13 protein-coding genes are annotated in these 21,345 nt (G+C 38.0%); 11 read left to right on the top strand and 2 right to left on the bottom strand.

Annotated features, from left to right (window positions below; genetic code table 11):
- Nucleotides 1-525: 525 nt before the first annotated feature.
- Nucleotides 526-945, bottom strand: a complete 420-nt coding sequence (locus AC0IWE_RS03565; RefSeq protein WP_471791958.1) for a hypothetical protein — start codon at nt 943-945, stop codon at nt 526-528.
- Between the two features lie 1,187 nt (nt 946-2,132).
- Between AC0IWE_RS03565 and AC0IWE_RS03570 the strand changes: the two genes are divergently transcribed.
- The 8 genes from AC0IWE_RS03570 (at nt 2,133) to AC0IWE_RS03605 (ending at nt 14,337) form a co-directional block, all read left to right on the top strand.
- The gene (locus AC0IWE_RS03570; RefSeq protein ID WP_471791959.1) at nt 2,133-2,462 is read left to right on the top strand and encodes a hypothetical protein; all 330 of its coding nucleotides are present in this window, start codon (nt 2,133-2,135) and stop codon (nt 2,460-2,462) included.
- A 255-nt stretch (nt 2,463-2,717) separates the two neighbouring features.
- Entirely contained in the window at nt 2,718-3,389 is a 672-nt protein-coding gene (locus tag AC0IWE_RS03575; protein ID WP_471791960.1) for an AraC family transcriptional regulator, read from the top strand.
- Between the two features lie 328 nt (nt 3,390-3,717).
- On the top strand, nt 3,718-5,385 hold the full coding sequence (locus AC0IWE_RS03580) for a DUF885 family protein (protein ID WP_471791961.1): 1,668 nt from the start codon (nt 3,718-3,720) through the stop codon (nt 5,383-5,385).
- A gap of 44 nt (nt 5,386-5,429) precedes the next feature.
- Nucleotides 5,430-6,872 carry an APC family permease gene (locus AC0IWE_RS03585; RefSeq protein WP_471791962.1) on the top strand — a complete coding sequence of 481 codons (1,443 nt, stop codon included), beginning with the start codon at nt 5,430-5,432 and terminating at the stop codon, nt 6,870-6,872.
- 78 nt (nt 6,873-6,950) lie between these two features.
- On the top strand, nt 6,951-9,242 hold the full coding sequence (locus AC0IWE_RS03590; protein ID WP_471791963.1) for a S9 family peptidase: 2,292 nt from the start codon (nt 6,951-6,953) through the stop codon (nt 9,240-9,242).
- An 85-nt stretch (nt 9,243-9,327) separates the two neighbouring features.
- Nucleotides 9,328-12,888 carry a family 43 glycosylhydrolase gene (locus AC0IWE_RS03595; RefSeq protein WP_471791964.1) on the top strand — a complete coding sequence of 1,187 codons (3,561 nt, stop codon included), beginning with the start codon at nt 9,328-9,330 and terminating at the stop codon, nt 12,886-12,888.
- Nucleotides 12,889-12,959: 71 nt separating this feature from the next.
- Nucleotides 12,960-13,748 carry an NIPSNAP family protein gene (locus AC0IWE_RS03600; protein ID WP_471791965.1) on the top strand — a complete coding sequence of 263 codons (789 nt, stop codon included), beginning with the start codon at nt 12,960-12,962 and terminating at the stop codon, nt 13,746-13,748.
- Between the two features lie 205 nt (nt 13,749-13,953).
- The gene (locus AC0IWE_RS03605) at nt 13,954-14,337 is read left to right on the top strand and encodes a hypothetical protein (protein WP_471791966.1); all 384 of its coding nucleotides are present in this window, start codon (nt 13,954-13,956) and stop codon (nt 14,335-14,337) included.
- Between the two features lie 49 nt (nt 14,338-14,386).
- On the opposite strand, the gene AC0IWE_RS03610 is transcribed toward AC0IWE_RS03605, so the two are convergent.
- Nucleotides 14,387-14,728, bottom strand: a complete 342-nt coding sequence (locus AC0IWE_RS03610) for a hypothetical protein (RefSeq protein WP_471791967.1) — start codon at nt 14,726-14,728, stop codon at nt 14,387-14,389.
- Between the two features lie 1,004 nt (nt 14,729-15,732).
- Between AC0IWE_RS03610 and AC0IWE_RS03615 the strand changes: the two genes are divergently transcribed.
- The 3 genes from AC0IWE_RS03615 to AC0IWE_RS03625 all read left to right on the top strand — a co-directional run bounded on the left by AC0IWE_RS03615 (nt 15,733) and on the right by AC0IWE_RS03625 (nt 21,327).
- Entirely contained in the window at nt 15,733-19,572 is a 3,840-nt protein-coding gene (locus AC0IWE_RS03615) for a TIM-barrel domain-containing protein (protein WP_471791968.1), read from the top strand.
- Nucleotides 19,573-20,245: 673 nt separating this feature from the next.
- On the top strand, nt 20,246-20,464 hold the full coding sequence (locus tag AC0IWE_RS03620) for a hypothetical protein (protein WP_471791969.1): 219 nt from the start codon (nt 20,246-20,248) through the stop codon (nt 20,462-20,464).
- Between the two features lie 29 nt (nt 20,465-20,493).
- Entirely contained in the window at nt 20,494-21,327 is an 834-nt protein-coding gene (locus tag AC0IWE_RS03625) for an efflux RND transporter periplasmic adaptor subunit (RefSeq protein WP_471791979.1), read from the top strand.
- The last annotated feature ends 18 nt before the right edge of the window (nt 21,328-21,345 follow it).

Raw genomic sequence — 21,345 nt, forward strand, 5'->3', positions numbered from 1 at the left:
TCTGATCGCTCTTCTATGTTACTGCTTCTAAGGTTTGTACGCAGTCGTCATTGCGAAGCCAATTTTTCATTGGATGAAGCGATCTTTTATACTCAGCAATTGCTTCCTATCTCGCAATGCCGATATTATTTAGCACACTTAGCGTTTTATACTTTCATCCCCAGAGAAGTCAAATTTTATCGGCTTAACTTAATGATATTGAGACGCAAAGACCAAAAAATTAGAAATAACCCTAATTGATGTCTATTGATTTATTTGTTTCTCTCCATTTGTTAACGACTATATTTCCAATAACGATGAATAGAATTAAAATGAAAAGGTCGGCAATGAAATATTTAGTTGAAAAACCAAAATCAGATTTAATAGAAGGGTTAGAAAATTTTCCTCCAGAGTAGAGATAAAAATTAAAGGGAAAACCAATTTTAGTAAAACCGTCGGGATGCTGCATTGTCCTGATAAGAAATAGCAGTAAACAATGCAAAAATCAGCAACATAATTATTGTGGGAATTAGTTTTAGCTTCATGTTAATTTAAATTTAGCTTTCCATTTCGATATGCATTTATTAGCAGGTTAATCTGATCTCCTACCACTGTAGTAGAAGTTAAATCCGTATTATACTTGCTTCCACCAGAAAACATAATATTTGTGCTATCTTTTGTATTTTGTTTAGCATGTGTCCAATATTGTCTTGAATCAGATCTTAATGTACTTTGATCATCTACATGTAACAACGATAATGTATGTCCAAGTTCATGTGGAATGGTATTGTTATCTAACCCTTGAATGATATTGTTTATATAGAAAACGTTCAAACTTCCTGTACTTCCACCAATATTATGCGCAAAGCCATACAAATTTTTCATTTCACCAATGTTATCCATTATTTGTATTAGGTGCTCTTTGTTCATTTTTTGATCAGGATTTCTAACTATTCTATACTTCATAAAAAAGAAACGTTCACTGTTTTCTTTATCGGTGAAAATAATGTTTTGTAATCAAAGGCATCTAAACCGCTATTTATAATTCGATTATGGTTATTGAATTTACTGATTGGAAATTAATATACGTTTGGTAACTGATCTGATAAGACCTCTTTAATTGTGTTTCCATTACTGAAGCCAGCCTAAATAAATTTGTTACCTTATCTTTTGTCCTATCAAGGATAGCAACCTTAAGTTTTAGCCTCCAGAGAAGTCAAGTTTTAAAAACTTGACTTCTCTTTTTTGCGATTTATTTTTGTAAAAAATAGAACTTACCTAGTTTATTTGCCTTAAAGCCTTACATCCGCATTAAGATTCCCGCATGCGCGGGAATGACGGCCGTGTTAAAAAACTTGCTCAAAGGATTGCTTCTGATCGCTCTTCCATTTTACTGCTCCTATGGTTTGTGGGCGGCCGTCATTGCGAAGCCAATTTTTCATTGGATGAAGCAATCTTTTATAATTGGCAATTACTTCCTATCTCACAATGCCGATATTATATAGCACACTTAGCGTTTTATACTTTCAGTTCCAGAGAAGTCAAGTTTTAAAAACTTGACTTCTCTATTTTGCGATTTAGTTTTGTAAACATGTAGAACTTATGTAGTTCAATTGCCTTAAAGCCTTACATCCGCATTAAGATTCCCGCATGCGCGGGAATGACGGCCGTGTTAAACGATTTGCTAAAAAGATTGCTTCTGATCGCTCTTCTATTTTACTGCTCCTAATGTTTGAGGGCGGTCGTCATTGCGAAGCCAATTTTTCATTGGATGAAGCAATCTTTTATATTCAGCAATTACTTCTTACAGCAATGCCGATATTATTTAGCACATTTAGCGTTTTATACTTTCAGCCCCAGAAAAGTCAAGTTTTTAAAACTTGACTTCTCTATTTTTGCGATTTATTTTTGTAAACAAATAAAACTTATGTAGTTTAATTGCCTTAAAGCCTTACATCAGCATTAAGATTCACGCATGCGCGGGAATGACGGCAGTGTTATAAAACTTGCTAAAAGGATTGCTTCTGATCGCTCTTATTTAATGCTCCTAAGGTTTGTGGGCGGTCGTCATTGCGAAGCCAATTTTTCATTGGATGAAGCAATCTTTTATATTCAGCAATCAGTTCTTCATTTCGTAACCTCTGTGCCGCCCAATGACGATTTTTTATCAGAATCAGTTAATTTACTTTGAAACCTTCCTGCTGTTGGCAGCGACTAATCAAAGTTACTTTGAAACCTCCCTGCCGTGGGCAGCGGTAAATCAAAGTTACTTTGAAACCTTCCTGCCGTGGGCAGCGGCAAATCAAAGTTACTTTGAAACCTTCCTGCCGTGGGCAGCGGCAAAACAAAGTAAAATCTTACATTTTTACCTTAAAGTATCATTCCCAAAAAAACAATTTATGAATAACTGGGTGTTTGCCATTCCTTTAATCAGTTATAATTGTGTTGAAACCATCGCTATACGTTGTAAACTAGGTTTTTAGTAGCCTTCTTGCTTTAAATTGAGGATAAAATCCGTCATATATTATCAAATTGTAGCAGGATTTTAACCTTATCTTTCTTTTATTGGTTTTTTAGGGTTAATATCCTTACATTCAATTCGTAATCAACAAACCAACCTAACTAAACTAAATCATGAAAGTATTACCATTTACCATGCTTGTTCCCGATGACAAGAGTGTGATATCGGAACATATTGAACTGCCTTATTTTTATCAGTACCTGCACCGCCACGATGAATGGCAGATCACTTACATAGAAAAGGGGAGGGCACATTAATCGCCGGTAACGATATGCACGCCTTCCGATCGGGAGATGTTTTCGTAATTGGTGCAAAGCTTCCTCATTTATTTAAAAGTAACCCCGAGTATTTTTCTGCAGATAACCACAAAACCATTAAAGCCTGTTCAGTTTACTTCAATCCCAATGGTATTCTGGCTGCACTCTTTAACCTTCCTGAAATGAAAATGGCCAGTGCTTTTTTGGCGAAGAACAAACACGGCTTCAAAATTTCAAACGGTTTTACCAAAGATATCATCGCTAAAATTTTTAATGTGCACCATGCATCCGGTGTAGATGTACTGTTTAATTTTTTAAAATTGGTTAATGGCCTTCAAGATTTAAACGAGAATGTAGAATCGCTTTGCTCAGATATGTACTCATCTAACGTAACCGAAAATGAAGGGATGCGCTTGAGTAAAATCATCAATTTTATTACCGAAAATTACAACAACCAAATTTCTTTAGAGGATGTTGCAAATGCTGCTTTTATGACTCCACAAGCCTTTTGCCGATATTTTAAGAAACATACTGGGCATACTTTCGTTTCGTTTTTAAATGAAGTAAGAATTAACGATGCCTGTAAAAGTCTGATTTCCGGAAGTAAAAAGCCGATTGCATATCTGGTGTAGCGTACAAAGCAGGTTTTCAAACAGCATCACCAATTTCAACCGGGTATTTAAAAGCATTATCGGCGAATCACCACGGGCATATATCGATACTTACAACAGCGTAAGCAGGGTAAGTTACGTGGGCGCCTAAGTCACAATTTTAATTTTATAACTAAAATAGCAAGCCGTTTTTTCAAATGGAGGCAACTCACTATTCGCCAAAATTTAACCGATCTCAAATGCAAAACAAGTCCCGTTTTTTTGCCCTTTTGTTAACCATAAGCCTATTATCAAGCACCCTTGCAATTGCCCAGCTGCCAATGCAACCCTTCACGAACAAACCAGCGAAATGGGTACGCTCATTTTGGGTTACCAGAAGGACGTAGATGCCATTAACGATTTTTATTATCCATACGCTACGGGTGGCTTTTATGCCTATCCAATGACAACCTTTAAAAGCCCGGAACAACGGAAAAGACTCCAGGATATTAATAACGACTATTTACAAAAGTTAAAGGCAGCCCAGTTTGATACATTTAGTATTTATGGCAAGGTAGATTACATTTTGCTTAAAAAGGAGATCGAATCATCAGTTTGGTTACTCAATAAAGAAGAAACAGATTATAATGCACTGGCTAAGTATTTTACCTTTGCCGATTCCATTTATGCCCTCGAAAAACTAAGGCGCAGAGGAACCTATAAAGAAGGATCATTACTGGCTGCACAGATGAGTGAAACAGCAAAGCAAATTGATACGCTGAGTTTAAGTTTTAAAAAAGTGAGCAAGCTTAAGCCAGATCAACTTAAAATGGCTGCGGCAGTAACATTCAGTTTAAAACAACGCTTAAAAGGGTTTTATCAGTTTTATATGGATTACGAACCTGGTTTTACCTGGTGGGCACCCAAACCATACGAAAAGCTCGACCTTGCCTTAAACAACTACGCCAGGTTATTTGCTGATGGGCGTGATTCCATTCCGGCTGTAAAAACAGATAAACCTGAAATAAAAGGCACACCGATAGGCCGCCAAGAACTGATGCGTCAGTTAAATGCCGAACTGATTCCTTATACCCCTGAACAACTGATTCAGCTTGCCGAAAAGGAGTTTAAGTATTGTGATGAAGAACTCTTAAAGGCATCAACCGCAATGGGCTATGGGAAAGACTGGAAAAAAGCGCAGGAAAAAATCAAAAACAGTTATGTTCCGCTAGGTAAACAAGCTGAGCTGATTGTGAAACTGCAGGATGATGCTTTAACCTTTATAAAAGCCAACGACCTCATAAGTATTCCTGCTTTGGCAGAAGAAACCTGGGGTATGGTAATGATGTCGGCCGAACGCCAGCTGGTGAATCCATTTTTTACCGGAGGTCGCGAAATCAGTATTTCTTACCCCACCAACGGTATGGGAGAAGATGATAAACTGATGAGTATGCGGGGAAACAATCCTTATTTTTCGAGAGGAACCGTACAGCACGAGTTATTGCCAGGGCACCATTATCAATATTTTATCAATAACCGCTATAAAAGCTACCGTGAATCGTTTAAAACTCCATTTAGTGTAGAGGGATGGCCTTTATATTGGGAGCTTTTGCTTTACGATAAAGGTTTTGCCAAAACACCCGAAGAAAAAATGGGAATGCTGTTCTGGAGGATGCACCGCTGCGCCAGGATTCTGTTTTCGTTAAACTTTCACCTTGGCAAATGGACCCCGCAAGAATGTGTAGATTTCTTGGTAAACCGTGTCGGACACGAACGTGCCAATGCCGAAGGAGAGGTACGAAGATCTTTTAAAGGCGATTATAGCCCCTTATACCAGGTAGCCTACCTTACAGGTGGTTTGCAGCTTTTTGCACTCAAAAAAGAAATGGTTGATAGTGGTAAAATGAGCTTTAAAGCCTTTCATGATGCCGTGATCAAAGAAAATTTAATCCCTGTAGAAATGATCAGAGCGAACATTAACCAACCAGCCTTTAACCCGCGACTTTACCACCACCTGGCATTTTTACGATCAACTTAAATAAACCAACCCAGATACAAACAAACCAACAACAAACCAACCAGATGAAAAACCAGGAAACCACCCAGTTTAAACCCTCACTTAAATTGATGGATGCAACCATGCTTGTAGCCGGCAGTATGATCGGATCGGGTATTTTTATAGTAAGTGCAGATATTACCCGTAACGTTGGTAGCTCAGGCTGGCTTCTGGTAGTTTGGCTTATAACAGGTTTTATGACGCTTACCGCCGCGCTAAGTTATGGCGAATTAAGTGCCATGTTCCCTAAAGCAGGCGGGCAATACATTTATTTAAAAGAAGCATACAATCCGCTCATTAGCTTTTTATACGGATGGAGTTTTTTTACAGTGATTCAAACAGCAACAATAGCAGCTGTAGGCGTAGCTTTTGCCAAATTTACAGCCTACCTGGTGCCGGCATTAAATGAAGATCTTGTTGCAATTGATTTAGGTTTTTTTACCGTTTCTCCGGCACAATTATTAGCAATAGCAGTAATTATATTGCTTACCTACATCAACAACAGGGGGGTAAATGGAGGTAAATTAATTCAAACCACCTTTACAGTTGCCAAATTGCTGAGTTTATTCGGTTTAATTATGTTCGGGCTTTTCTTTCTTGATAAAGGAATCTGGAAAAGCAACTGGGAAAACATGTGGTCTTTAGGTCCCTTATCAGTTAATGGCAGTATTGGTTCTTATACCACGTTGGCAGCTTTCGGAGCCATTGCTGCGGCAATGGTAGGTTCTATTTTCAGTAGCGATTCATGGCACAATGTAACCTTTATCGCCGGGGAAATTAAAAATCCGGCACGCAACATCGGGTTAAGTTTAGCATTGGGAACAATTATAGTAACTTTACTTTACATCCTAACCAATGTAATGTATACCGGCGTACTTTCGCTGCACGATATAGCTTACGCCGATAAAGATCGTGTTGCGGTTTCTGCAGCCAACCATATTTTTGGCACAGCAGGCACCATTATCATTGCGCTGATGATTATGGTTTCTACCTTCGGCTGTAACAATGGCTTAATTATGGCCGGTGCAAGGGTGTATTATTCCATGGCTAAGGATGGCCTGTTCTTTAAAAAAGTAGGCACATTAAATAAAAACGCTGTTCCGGGTTTTGGCCTGTGGATTCAGTGTGTTTTCGCCTCTTTGTGGTGCATTAGCGGTAAATACGGCGATCTGCTGGATATGATTTCTTTTGTGGTTGTGATGTTTTATATGCTTACCATATTTGGAATTTTTATCCTCCGTAAAAAACGGCCAGATGCCGAAAGGCCCTACAAAGCATTCGGATACCCTGTGCTGCCAATAATCTATATTGTTATGGGTTTAGCCTTTTGTACCCTGCTGATTATTTTTAAACCTAAGTTTACCTGGCCGGGCCTGATTATTACCTTAATCGGTATTCCTGTTTATTACCTGATAAAAGGAAGCATTGCACGGCAGGATTCGAAAGTTAAAGCCGGTATCAGCGGTTAAAATATTAATGTTATCCATCAATATCTAAAAGGAATCTGCAAAAGCGTAGCACTATATTTACTGTAAAAATCCATCATAATGATTCATCCCATCGTTAGAAAATCGTTTGTTTTCTTACTCTCGAGCTTAGCCTTTCTTCAGGCCAAAGCACAGCAGCAAACATTACGCCCCTATGCACCGGGTGCAGCCGAAGTAGTCAATGCTTATCAGCAATCAAATAAATTAGATACGGCACTGCGCAACATTCCAACCAATAACGATATTATCCCATTTTGGAAAAAAGATGGAACAGCCTTCTGGTATAAAAAGAACCTGCCAAACCGCACCTGGGAGTACAATTATGTAGATGCAGCAACAGGAAAAAGGAAAATGGCATTCGATCACGATAAACTGGCGCAAAGCATCGAAAAAACAACCGGTAAAAAACAAAATCCATTAAAACTTCAGTTCACTGAGCTCTATTTTGGCGATGATGTTAACAAGGCCACGATTAAAATGCAGGATAAATGGTATCAGCTGAATTTAAATAATTACACCTTAACCGATACAAAAGATACCAGTATTTACCGTTACAATGCGAAAAGACCTTTACAGCAAAGGCGCTCGCGTTGGCAAAGAAACCGCGAAGCAAGGAAATCGCCAGATGGTAAAAGTGAGATAATGATCCGTGGTGGCAATCTATTTGTGGTTGATCTGGCTACAAAAGTCGAAACGCAACTCAGCACTGATGGCAATGCCGATAAACCTTATGGCGAATATGCATGGGCACCTGATGGTAAAAATATTGTAGCTTATAAAATCGATCCTAAAGAAATCAAAAAAGTACATTACATCTTAAGTTCTGTTCCGGGTACCACCCGTGGCGAATTAAAATCGAGAGAATATGCACAACCGGGTGATGACTTTACGGCTTATCAACCCTATGTATTTAATGTAGCAAGCAAAAAATCAACTAAGGTAGATGCAGATCCGATTGATTTTTTTGGCGCACCAGAGTTGCACTGGCGTAATGGCAACAGCAGGTATTACAGTTACGAAAAAGTAGATCGCGGCCACCAGCGTTTCAGGGTTATCGAAGTAGATGTATTAACAGGGAAAACCAAAAATATTATCGACGAGAAAACAAAAACTTTTATTTATGAAAGCCGCATTTATACCCGTTACCTGCCTAAAACCAACGAAATGTTATACACCAGTGAGCAGGATGGCTGGCAACACCTTTACCTGGTAAATACCCTTAGTGGTAAGCAATCGTTAATTACCAAAGGAAATTATGTAGTAAGGGATATAGATAGTATAGATGTGGCAAAACGCCAGGTTTGGTTTAAAGCAAGTGGTGTCAACACAGGTGAAGATCCTTATTTTATCCATTATTACCGTATTGGTTTTGATGGGAAGGGTTTGGTAAATCTTACACCAGAAAAAGGAAACCATAGCCTGAGTTTTTCTCCTGACCGTAAATATTATTTAGATACCTATTCGCAGGTTAATGTGCCTCCGGTTACCGAATTAAGGTTAACTGCCACTACCAAAAAAGTAATTGAAATAGAACATGGGCAAAAGGATATTTACCTGGCAACAGGGGTTAAACTGCCCGAAGTTTTTGTAGCCAAAGCAAGGGATGGCGTAACTGATATCTGGGGCGTTGTGTGTTTCCCTTCAAAAATGGATATGAACAAAACTTATCCCGTTATCGAAAATATTTATGCCGGACCACAAGATAGCTTTGTACCTAAAAACTTTTTGCCGGCAAGCGAAATGCAAAGCATGGCCGAACTCGGCTTTATCGTGGTGCAAATAGATGGAATGGGTACGGCCAACCGATCAAAAGCTTTTCATGATGTATGTTGGAAAAATTTAGCCGATGCCGGATTGCCCGATCGGATACTATGGATGAAAGCGATGGCAAAAAAATATCCAAATGCAGATATTACCCGTGTTGGAGTTTATGGTACATCTGCAGGCGGACAAAACTCTACCGGAGCCTTGTTGTTTCACCCTGAGTTTTATAAAGCCGCCGTTTCTGCCTGTGGTTGTCACGATAACCGCATAGATAAACAATGGTGGAACGAACAATGGATGGGTTACCCCGTGGGGCCGCACTATGGAGAACAATCAAACATAACCAATGCAGCGAAATTGCAGGGTGATCTATTCCTGATTGTTGGCGAAGCTGATGAAAACGTACCGCCAGAATCTACCTACCGCCTGGCAGATGCATTGATTAAAGCCAATAAGGATTTCGATATCTTGAGTATTCCTGGCATGGGCCATAGCGATGGCGGAGTATACGGGCGTAGGCGAAAACGCGATTTCTTTGTGAAACATTTATTAAATGCCGAACCACCAAACCCTAATGTTTCAAAATAAACTGCCAACTGAAAGCTTTGTAACCGCAAATTGAAAACCGCATAGTGAGAACTGCGAACTAAAAACTGCAAAGGTTTATAAAATCATGAAGAAACTTGGTCAAACAATCATGTATGCAGTAAGTAATTGGCCATTTAAGCCATTAAAATACTTTTTGTTGTTCAGTATACAAATTGTAGCCAATTGCTTTCTCTTCGCACAAGATTATCGCCAACCAAGTAATGGCAATCCAATTATACCGGGTTATTTTGCAGATCCTACGGTAAAAAAATTTGGAGATACCTATTATATTTATGCCACAACCGATGGCAATGGCGGCGGTTTTGGTCCGTCGCAGGTATGGATATCTAAAGATTTTGTGAACTGGCAATTACAGGATATGAACTGGCCCACAACCCATCACTATTGGGCACCAGATGTTACACAAGGTAACGATGGCCGGTATTACCTCTACTACTGCCAGCCGGTAGAAATTTTTGGTGCTTCTTCCAAAACACCTGTTGGTCCGTGGGTTTCGCTATTACCAAAAGGTAAGCCCATTGTTCCCAATTTTTTAGTGCCTAACGTAATTACGCTCGATGGGCAGACTTTTAAAGATGATGATGGCAAATATTATATGTATTGGGGCACATGGGGCATCTATCCCAATCATGGGTGTGGTGTAGGGCTGCTAAATCCCGACATGAAATCGTTTAGTAAACTTGCTCAAATACCCAATACTGTAGCAAAAGATTTTTTTGAAGCACCCTTTATGTTTAAAAGGAAAGGGATTTATTATTTAACCTATTCTTCTGGCTATTGCGAAGATGGTTCTTACCGCGTTCAGTATGTAATGAGCAAAACCGGGCCTATGGGGCCGTTTCTATTTGGAGAAAATAATCCTATACTTTCTACCAGTGCAGATGGTACTGTGCATGGCCCGGGGCACGAATCTGTTTTGCAGCAAGGTGATGATTTTTACATGGTTTACCACCGCCATAATAACCCACATGCAGGAGGCGGATACCACAGGCAAATTGCAGCAGATAAAATGGAATTTGATGAAGCGGGCAACATTAAAGCACTTGTACCTGGCCATACTGGAGTTGGTTTTTTAAGTAAAAATGTGAATCCGCATCCAAACCTGGCATTGGGCGCAAAAGTAAAAGGCTCTTCATTTTATAGTGATGATTTTAAAGTAGCTTATGCAGTTGATGATAACAATGGTACACTTTGGAAAGCCAAAAACAATATTGGTCCCGCTACATTGGAAATAGACCTCGGAAGTGTAAAATCGGTTAAAAGTATTCATACACAATTTGAATATGCAACCTGGTATTACCAGTATCAGATTGATTACTCCATTGATCATAAAACATGGCAGAGTTATGCCGATAGAAGTAAAAACACCCGGCACGGCAGTCCGATGGTTGATTTTAAGTCGGTAAAAGCCCGTTACATCAAATTAAAAATATTAGAAACCGAATACCCAGGTTTAAATAAAGCACTGTGGAACATTAAAATTTTCGATAACGACGATTACAAACCTGCCGCTGTTACTGTTGTTAAAAAGCCTGAGGATTTAAATCGCTACCATCCACAAGGTTTATTGGTTGATGTAGATGCAAATAACTTTAAAACTGGAGAAACTGTTTACCAATGGCAAAATAAGGGAAAGTTAAAAGGCAGTTTTTCAGCTTTGCTTCGCAATCCGGTAACCGCCATTATGGCGGGTAAAAAAGCGGTTTTATTTGAATCTAAGTCCGGAATGAAATCAAGCTTTGTTGCACCACCGTCATTAAAAGGAAACAGTAGTTTTAGTGTGGCCATGTGGGTATACAACCCTGATATTGCTCCTGAAGAACCTGTTTTAGCCTGGACAGCCCGAGGTGGGGTAGATCTTACAAATGCTGCAATAGGCTATGGCTCACATCCAAAGTGGGGGGCTGCTTCACATTGGGGCTGGCCAGATATGAAGTACAATAACCTGCCTCCATCGGGCAAATGGCACCATATTGCACTCACCTTTGATGGTACAATGGAACGTTTGTTTGTAGATGGAAAGTTAGACCACGAAGAAAGAAAAATGCTCTTTATCGATCGGTTAAGTAATTTTTTCCTTGGGGTAAATGAAGATAATAGTGCTGGTTTTTCTGGAGCACTGGCCAATTTGAAGTTGTATGATATACCTTTGGGTGCAGGAGAGATAGCGCGCATGGCCAAAGCAGAAACCAATAGCCATGCTGCCGTTTATTTAAATGCTGCAAGGCTAGAAGATGGACCTATAACCGGTTGGAAAAATGAAGGATATGCACTTGGTAACTTAATAAGCAATGGCACAAAGTCGGTTGTAGGGGTTACAGAAGGTTTAATGAGTGTTACTTTGCAAAAAGATAATCAACTACAGTTTGATCGAAGCAGCACATTACCCCTCAATTTTTCTAAGCCATTCTCATTTGTGCTGCAAACCTTTGCAAATCGAACAGGCCATATTTATTTAAACTTAGGCCAAAACTCCGGTATGATAAAACTCATCGGGCAAGAAAAATGGAGCAATGTAACGGGTGTTTATGACGGAAAATCTTTCAAACTTTACATAGACGGATCTGCTCAGAAGAAAATCAACCTTATTAAAAATCCAAATAACCAATGCTACATTAAAGCCGAAGGAACTGATATTGCAATAGGCGGTTTTTATGTATACGAATACGCATTTGCGCCCCTGGAGGTAAAAAAGCAATATGATGATTGGAGCTTAAATTTTAACCACCGTAGCAAAGCCAGCTTTAGTGAGCAGCCTCAGGCCGTTTCGCCTACAATGATCAGTATGGCAGCTGCACCTGTTACATTACCTGGCAGCCGGATTCAATACCAGTTTACCGAAAACCAAAGTAAACGTAAAAGTAGCTGGTTAAATGAAACCGACTATATCGATTATGAGGTTGCCAAGGATGGCAAATATAGCTATACCCTGCAGGCCAGAGATCATTTAGGTAACGTGAGCGAAAGCACGCTTTCGGGGCAGGTGAGTACCGATATTAATTTGTTCGAGATCAATAAAGATGAATCGGTATTAGCTTATGATTTTAAAAATAAAACAATTTCATCAACCTTTTGGGATGGACTGATGGGTGAGGTTGATCAGGCCGTAAAAGAAAATGAAACCATTAAAATTTCCTCTACCAAAACCTTTTGGGATGGAGCTAAACCAATGGGGCCGTTTTTGTTCAAAAATGTTCAGGGTAATTTTATTGCTGAAGTAAAAATTGAAGACATGATCGGCCTGAAAGAAAAAAAGGCAAATGGACCCAATGATGTTGGGTTAATGGTTAAATTAGATAAGGATAATACCTTAATCCAAAATAGCGTAATGTTGGGTTGGAATATCGGTAATATAACTACGAATTTAAATCAAAATGGCCGCAAACAGGAAAACAATGCATCAGGCTTTAACTTTTTTCCATATTTACAGATCCAAAGAAAAGGAAATGTGTTTTACCTTCGGGCAAGCAATGATGGTAAAAACTGGAAAGAATTACCGGGTAGCCCCATTAATTGGCATGGTATAAATAATGGTACCGTTCAGGTTGGCCTTTACCAGGCTACTTATGGAGAAAATAGTGGTTATGGTACGTTTAGTAATTTTAGCGTGATAAAGCAGAAATAAGGAATACATTGTAAATTTTACCTTATTTTTTTTCTATTTTTCGCTTCTAATCATATATCCCATTTATCATCATGTTGCGAAAAACTAAATTTACCTGTCTGTTTTTTCTGATTTTATTGTCAAACGTATTTGCTGCAAATGCTGCTAAGTTAGATTTCTACCAGATTAAAATTTACAATTTAAAAACCGATGCACAAGAGCAAACTGTAGATAATTATTTACAAAATGCCTACTTGCCTGCCTTGCACCGAGCCGGAATAGCAAAAGTAGGGGTGTTTAAACCAGTTATAACTGATCCTGCTGCGGTTACAGAAAAGCTGATTTATGTATTTATTCCTTTAAAATCATTTAATGGGATTTTAGATCTTGATAAAAAACTTGCCAAAGATCAGCAGTTTGCCACTGATGGTAAAACTTATCTGGATGCCGCCTATTCCGATGTTCCTTACGAAAGGTTAGAATCAATCATTTTAAAAGCTTTTGAAAACGCACCTAATTTTATGTTGCCAAAGCTAAAATCTCCGATGAAAGAGCGGGTATATGAATTAAGAAGTTACGAAGCCCCAACTGAAAAATACTTTCAGAATAAAGTCCAGATGTTTAATAAGGGAGATGAAATAGGACTGTTTAAACGACTTAATTTTAATGCAGTATTTTATGGCGAAGTATTGTCTGGCAGCCACATGCCAAATCTGATGTACTTAACCACTTTCGAAAATAAAGCAGATAGAGATGCCCATTGGAAAGCTTTCTCAGCCGATGATTATTGGAAAAAACTGTCTGCAATGCCAGAGTACCAACACAATGTGTCAAAAAACGATACGAAATTTGTTTACCCAACCGATTATTCTGATATATAGCCAAAACTTTATCATCAGCGGAAAAGTTCCTCTTTCACAACCATAAGTAAAAATCTTTAACGGTAAAGTTGAGTAGCCTAACAATCTCTATACTTAAATACCGTTAAAGATTTCTCTTCATTCGTTTTTTGGCAGCTTGTTCAGTTTCATTCATTGATTTTTTTTAAAAAGCATTTTCTGAATTTTGTATATCAATTTGTCAGATATGTGGAAGGCTTTTTTTTCTTTGTTTTTACTGCTCATCCTATCGTTCGAACGTTTAAAGGCACAGCAGGGATGTTTAATCGGTACTACAACCGGAGGTACATTTTACATCGATACTTTTTTAGGTTACTATCAAGTTAGCGGACGCCAATATCAAACCTCAGCACCAGCGTGCCCAAGAGTTCAGTTACTAAGCAGAGTGGGATCGTGTCAGTTTGTACTGTTTGGACCAGAACATGATTTGTATACCTATACTTTTGTTACCGCAACATCGTCGCCTATTGCTTGTCCGCTTACCGAATACATATTATTGTTTTCGGGCTTTTATGGTGCATACAGGTTAAGAAAATATAAAATTGATATGGCAGCACAGCGTTACGATTAATTAATAAAATCAAAACAGCAAGGTAATTAGCTGCTTCAACAAGCAGGTATTAAAAAACCTCCTTGTTGTTTTTGCCCAATAGCACCAACTGATTAACAGCATCTTCAAACTTGCTAAAATCAAGCGGCTTGGGTAAGAATTTACAGTTTTCAGCAAAAACATCAATGGCATCATTAGTCGCATCCCCTAAAATAACCACGAACTCGAAACTGTTTTTTAACATCCGGGCCACATCAATTCCTGATAAATCCATCTGGATATCTAAAAAAAGAAAATCTACTTTTCCATAGCTCCAAAAAGCGGCCATTGCATCTACCAAATCTGTAAAACTGGCTTTTAATTCGAGGTTATTTATTTTAGAAATAAACTGCTCTAATAACGGCTTGCTCATTCGGCTATCATCTATAACTACACAGCTATAGGACTGGGGTACTGAAAGTTTCATTAATAGTTGTTTTGTTAAACTTATGCAAAATGCTTGCCACTTGAATAAACTTCGGCGTTTTAATAGCGTTAAATTGCCTGGCTAGGCCTTTTGGTTAATTTTATACTATACAAAGGCTTAAAGTATTTGCTTGCTTCTCTTCTAAATTTTCTAATATGTAGGAGTTAAACCTAGCTGATTGCATTGTTTGAGCGTTATTTCCACATTTTAACTACATCTTATAGCTTAAATCGAGTATAGCCTTAACTTAAACTGTGTTAAAATTTTTACATAGGGTTGGTACAATATGCCGCTCGCTGATGTATTGGATACAGTATACAGCAGGACATTTAATGGGGATAGATCGTCATTTCGACCGCAGGTGGAGAAATCTTTGAACATGGTTTAGTAGGCTAACGCTCGTTTCAACGAGCGTTGAATAACAAATCGTTTACAACGATATAATCGTAGAGCTATTTATGCACTTTTGAGAAACGAGCGCAAGCATATTTTTTTACGCTAATAATCTACTATAGATCGTCATTTCGACCGCAGGTGGAGAAATCTTTGAACATGGTTTTGTAGGCTAACCCTCGTTTCAACGAGCGTTGAATAACAAATCGTTTACAACGATATAATCATAGAGCTATTTATGCACTTTTGAGAAACGAGCGCAAGCATATTTTTTGCGGTAATAATCTACTATAGATCGTCATTTCGACCGTAGTGGAGAAATCTTTGAACATAGTTTAGTAGGCTAACGCTCAATTCTTACGATCAGACAAAAAACATACCCTTTTCTGGTAAAAAATTAGATAGGCAAACGATTGCGCGGTTTTTGTCATTACAAATAAACCATTTCCATTCAGGTGTTTGTTAACTTTATCCTACAGCAGCTAAATTAGTTGCTCAACTGAAAACACATAACCAAATTTTAACTGTAAATGACCCTATATCCCTTTTACAAACGCTTGAATACTATAAATCCCTCTAAACTTGTTTTGATTTTTGTATTTTTTCTAAATGCCGCTCCATTGTTTGTTTCGGCTCAGAAAACTAAGCAGGAAGCTCAAAAAAATACAACAGTACTCGGTGCAAAAAAGATCAATACCACAACAGTAGAGCTGTTGCTTTCAGATAACCAGCGTTTAACGTTAGATTTTTACGGAGAAAATATTTTTCGCCTATTTCAAGACCCCGAGGGTGGCTTTATCCGCGATCCTGAAGCAAAGCCCGAAGCAAAAATTTTGGTCGAAAAACCACGTAAACCCGTTTCAAAACTTGTTATTAAGGATGAAAACAATCAGCTGTTTATAACTACGGCGAAGATTACTGTGCTTATTGATAAAAATACTTTACTGATTAAAATTATTAACCTGGCAACACAAACTGTGGCGGTAGAAGAACTGAGTCCAATCCAATTTGAAAAAGGACAGGTTACGCTTAGCTTGAAAGAAAATCCGGAGGAATATTTTTATGGAGGCGGCGTACAAAACGGACGTTTTTCGCATAAAGGTAAAGCGATTGCTATCGAAAATCAAAACAGTTGGACAGATGGGGGAGTTGCTTCCCCAACACCTTATTACTGGTCTACCAATGGATACGCTGTAATGTGGCATACTTTCAGCAAAGGGAATTACAACTTTGGCGCAAAAGAAAAAGGATTGGTAAAATTAGTTCATAACATGGATTATCTTGATGCCTTTTTTATGGTAAGCGATGGCGCTGCAGATTTATTGAACGACTTTTACCAGCTTACAGGAAACCCGATTTTACTTCCCAAATTCGGGTTTTACCAAGGACATTTAAATGCATATAACCGCGATTTTTGGAAAGAAGATGAAAAAGGAACCTTATTTGAGGACGGCAAACGGTATAAAGAAAGCCAAAAAGATAATGGAGGAATAAAAGAATCGCTTAATGGCGAAAAAAATAACTACCAGTTCTCCGCCCGTGCAGTAATTGATCGCTATAAAAAAAATGATATGCCATTGGGTTGGGTATTGCCAAATGATGGTTACGGTGCTGGTTATGGCCAAACAGAAACATTAGATGGTAACATTCAGAATTTAAAAAGCTTCGGCGATTACGCACGTAAAAACGGAGTAGAAATTGGACTTTGGACACAATCTGACCTTCATCCAAAATCAGAAATAAGTCCATTATTACAACGAGATATCATTAAAGAAGCCAGAGATGCAGGCGTTAGGGTTTTAAAAACAGATGTAGCCTGGGTTGGAGCAGGTTATTCATTCGGATTAAACGGTGTGGCAGATGTTGCGCAGATCATGCCTTATTATGGCAATAGCAGCAGGCCGTTCATTATATCATTAGATGGATGGGCCGGTACACAACGCTATGCAGGCGTTTGGTCTGGCGACCAAACGGGTGGGGTTTGGGAATACATCCGTTTTCATATTCCTACTTATATCGGCTCTGGCTTATCAGGTCAGCCAAATATTACTTCCGATATGGATGGCATTTTTGGTGGTAAAAATCCAACCATTAATACGCGCGATTTTCAATGGAAAACCTTTACCCCCATGGAATTAAACATGGATGGATGGGGTGCCAACGAAAAATATCCTCATGCACTGGGCGAACCTGTTGCATCCATCAACCGCAATTATTTAAAATTAAAATCAGAACTCATTCCCTATACCTATAGCATTGCCAGAGAAGCTGTTACCGGCCTTCCAATGATCAGGGCTATGTTTTTGGCGTATCCCAATACCTTTACAAAAGGCATTTCTACCCAGTACCAATACCTTTATGGTCCATCTTTCTTAGTTGCGCCGATTTACCAGGCAACCAAATCAGATGATCTTGGAAATGATATCCGCAATGGAATTTACCTGCCAGAGGGAATTTGGATCGATTATTTTACGGGTGAAAAATATACAGGAAATTGTATTTTGAACAGTTTTGCAGCCCATTTATGGAAACTCCCTGTTTTTGTTAAAAATGGTGCAATAATTCCGATGGCAAATGCAAATAACAACGTTTCTGAAATTAATAAGGCAAAAAGAACCTATGAGCTGTATCCTTTTGGTAAAACTGAATTTTCAGAATATGATGATGATGGTGCAACAGAAGCCTATAAATTAGGTAAAGGTGCATCAACTTTAATCACATCAGAATTAGGTGAAAAGAATAATGTTACAGTGACTATACAACCCACAAAAGGTGATTTTGAAGGATTTGTTAAGGAAAAAACAACCGAATTTGTTGTAAACCTGACCGAAAAACCAAAAAGGCTGACTGCAAAAATTGGAAACAATAAAATCAAATTAGCCGAAGTAAGCTCAAAAGATGAATTTTTGAAGCAAACAAATGTATATTTTTATGATGCAGCACCAAATTTAAACCGTTTTGCTACAAAAGGAAGCGAGTTCGAAAAAGTTGCCATTGTTAAAAATCCTCAATTATTGTTAAAACTTCAGTCTACCGATATAACAATTAACCCTGTTACATTATATATTGATGGCTTTAAGTTCGAACCAACAGATAAACAACGAGTTGGTTTAGGGAAATTGATTGCTCCAATAAATGCTGCTGTAAACGAGAAAAACAGGGAAGCCTACTCGTTAAGCCCAAGCTGGTCTACAGTAAACAATGCCGATTTTTATGAAATCGATTTTAATGGTATGAATTATACCACCATTCGGGATACAGTGCTATTGTTTGATGGATTATCGCCAGAAACAGCGTATACGTTTAAATTGCGTGCCGTAAATAAAGATGGTTACTCAGATTGGACCGAATTTAAAGCAAGCACCAAATCAAATCCTTTACAATTTGCCATTCAGGGTATTGTTGCCGAAACTACAGCAGAAAATCAGGGCGGTTCGGAAATTGATAAACTTTTTGATTTTGATGAAGGCAACATTTGGCATACCAAATGGGGTGCAAAGGCTGTTCCTTTTGATATGATAATCGACTTGAAATCAGTAAATCAGCTCGATAAATTTCAATACCTTCCGCGTTCAGGAAGAGGTAATGGAATATTGTTGAAAGGAAAAGTTTATTATAGCAACAATAAAGAAAACTGGATAGAGGCAGGTGCATTTGAGTGGGCAAACAATGGAGATGTGAAAATATTTAATTTTAGCACACACCCAACCGCACGTTACATTAAAATTGTTGTGGCAGATGGTGTAGGTGGTTTTGGATCGGGGCGCGAACTGTATGTATTTAAAGTTCCAGGTACTGAAAGTTATCTTCCGGGAGATATTAACAACGACCGTTTAATTGACCGAAATGACTTAAACTCTTATACCAATTATACCGGGTTAAAAAAGGGTGATGCTGATTTTGAAGGTTACATTAGCAATGGCGACATTAATAAAAACAATTTGATTGATGCTTACGATATCTCAGTTGTGGCAACTCAGCTTGATGTCGGTATAAGAAATGCCAAAATTGATAAAGTAGCGGGTAAATTAGAAATCAGTACTGCAAAACAGGCTTACAATAAAGATGAAATTATCGAAGTTAAAGTAAAAGGCATAAACCTTAAATCAGTAAATGCATTAAGTTTTGCATTGCCATATTCTGAGCAGGATTATGATTTTATAGGTGTACAAAATCTAAATGTTAAACAAATGGAAAACCTAACAAATGATCGCCTGCATACCAATGGTGGCAAGGTTTTATACCCAACTTTTGTAAACATCGGTAATAAGGATGCTTTAAATGGATCAGCAGATTTATTTACAATAAAATTAAAGGCAAAACGTAAGCTACAATTCGGATTAAAGCTTAGTGAAGGCATTTTAGTAGATAAAAACCTCAATTCTGTTAAGTTTTAATGCATAATTTATTGGTTGGAGGAGACTAAAACAGAATTAAGTACAGAAATACCTTTCGAACAATGTGAATAGAAGGAGTAGAACCAATCGTTTCTGCTCCTTTTTATGTAACAGCGATAATTGATTACAAAAACTTTGCTCTGTACCTTACTGTCTGCAAAAATTAAACGATGATTGATCACTATTTAGCCTGAAATTCATGCTACTCAGAATGATGACTGAATTATTCCAGAATCCATATCATTTAAATTCTCAAGCTAAAGAATTGTTGGTTAACAGTCAACAAATTGATTTTAATAAGGCTCCGAAAAATAAATTAAAACGTCGGCATCAAGGTTTTTTTAGCTGGCAAACCTCAATTTGCATGTTAATTCACTTATAAAAGTGTAATCTGAGCACAAAACACACTTAAATCCTTCGTTTAAATCCGAAATGCACTACTTCAGGGCTCAAAACACAAAATTGAGAATTCAAATCTGAAGATCAACTTCATTATAACTTCATAAATATGCATTTATTTCGCTTTCGAATTAAATCATTGCGTAACCAAAATTTATTGAAGTCAAATTGTATTCCGCGTTGCGGTAATATACTTTTTTCATCAAAAAATCGGTTGCCAACCGAAACTAATTAGAGAAAAAATAAATCAGATTTAACCATTCAACAAAAAAAAATGAAAAGAGTTGTCATATGCTTAGGCTTGTGTACTTTGCTTTACGTAACGGGTTGTACCTCGAAAAAAGAAGAGAAAGAAGAAGTAGCTACTTATGCGGTAACCACGCCGCTAAGAATGGATACTTCGTTTACCAAGGAATATGTTTCGCAGATTAAATCTGTCCGGAACATAGAAGTTAGGGCCCAGGAAAAGGGTACCTTCAGAATATTTATGTAGATGAAGGCCAGCATGTAAAAGCAGGTCAGATTTTATTTAAAATTATGCCTAAAGCAGCTCAATCAGAATTGTTAAAGGCACAAGCTGAAACCAAATCGGCAGAAATTGAACTGGAAAACACCAGGATGCTGTCTGATAAAAACATTGTTTCGAAAAACGAACTGGCTATGGCCAAAGCAAAACTGCAATCTGCAAATGCAGAAACCTCGCTGGCAAAATTCCATTTATCAAATACCGAAATCAGGGCACCATTTGATGGTACTATTGATCGTATTCCATTAAAGTTAGGGAGCTTGGTAGATGAAGGCGCATTGTTAACCAGCTTATCCGATAATAGTCAGGTTTTTGCATATTTCAACGTATCAGAGCCAGAATATTTAAATTATCAGCGTGCGGCAAAAGCAAAGGGGCAGCAAGAAGTTAGTTTATTATTGGCCAACAACGAATTGTTAAAATCGAAAGGTAAAGTTGAAGTAATTGAAAGTGAATTCGACAACGAAACCGGAAACATTGCTTTCAGGGCCAGATTTAATAATTCGGATAATCTATTAAGAAACGGCGAAACCGGTAAAATCCAAATGGTTGTTCCACTAAAAAATGCTTTGGTGATTCCGCAGAAAGCAACCTACGATATTCAAGACAAAACCTATGTGTTTGTGGTTGATAAAAACAACAAAGTACACTCTAAGGTAATTAGCGTTGCTGGCGAACTTCCTGATTTGTACATCATAGGAGATGGCATAACATCGGAAGATAAAATCTTGCTCGAAGGTGTGCAGAAGGTTAAAGACGATGATAAAATTGCCTTCAAATTCCAGCAGCCTCAGGAAGTGATGAAACAATTGAGATTGAAAACAGAATAATCTAAACCCTCCATACTT

The organism is Pedobacter sp. AC402 (genome assembly GCF_979252805.1).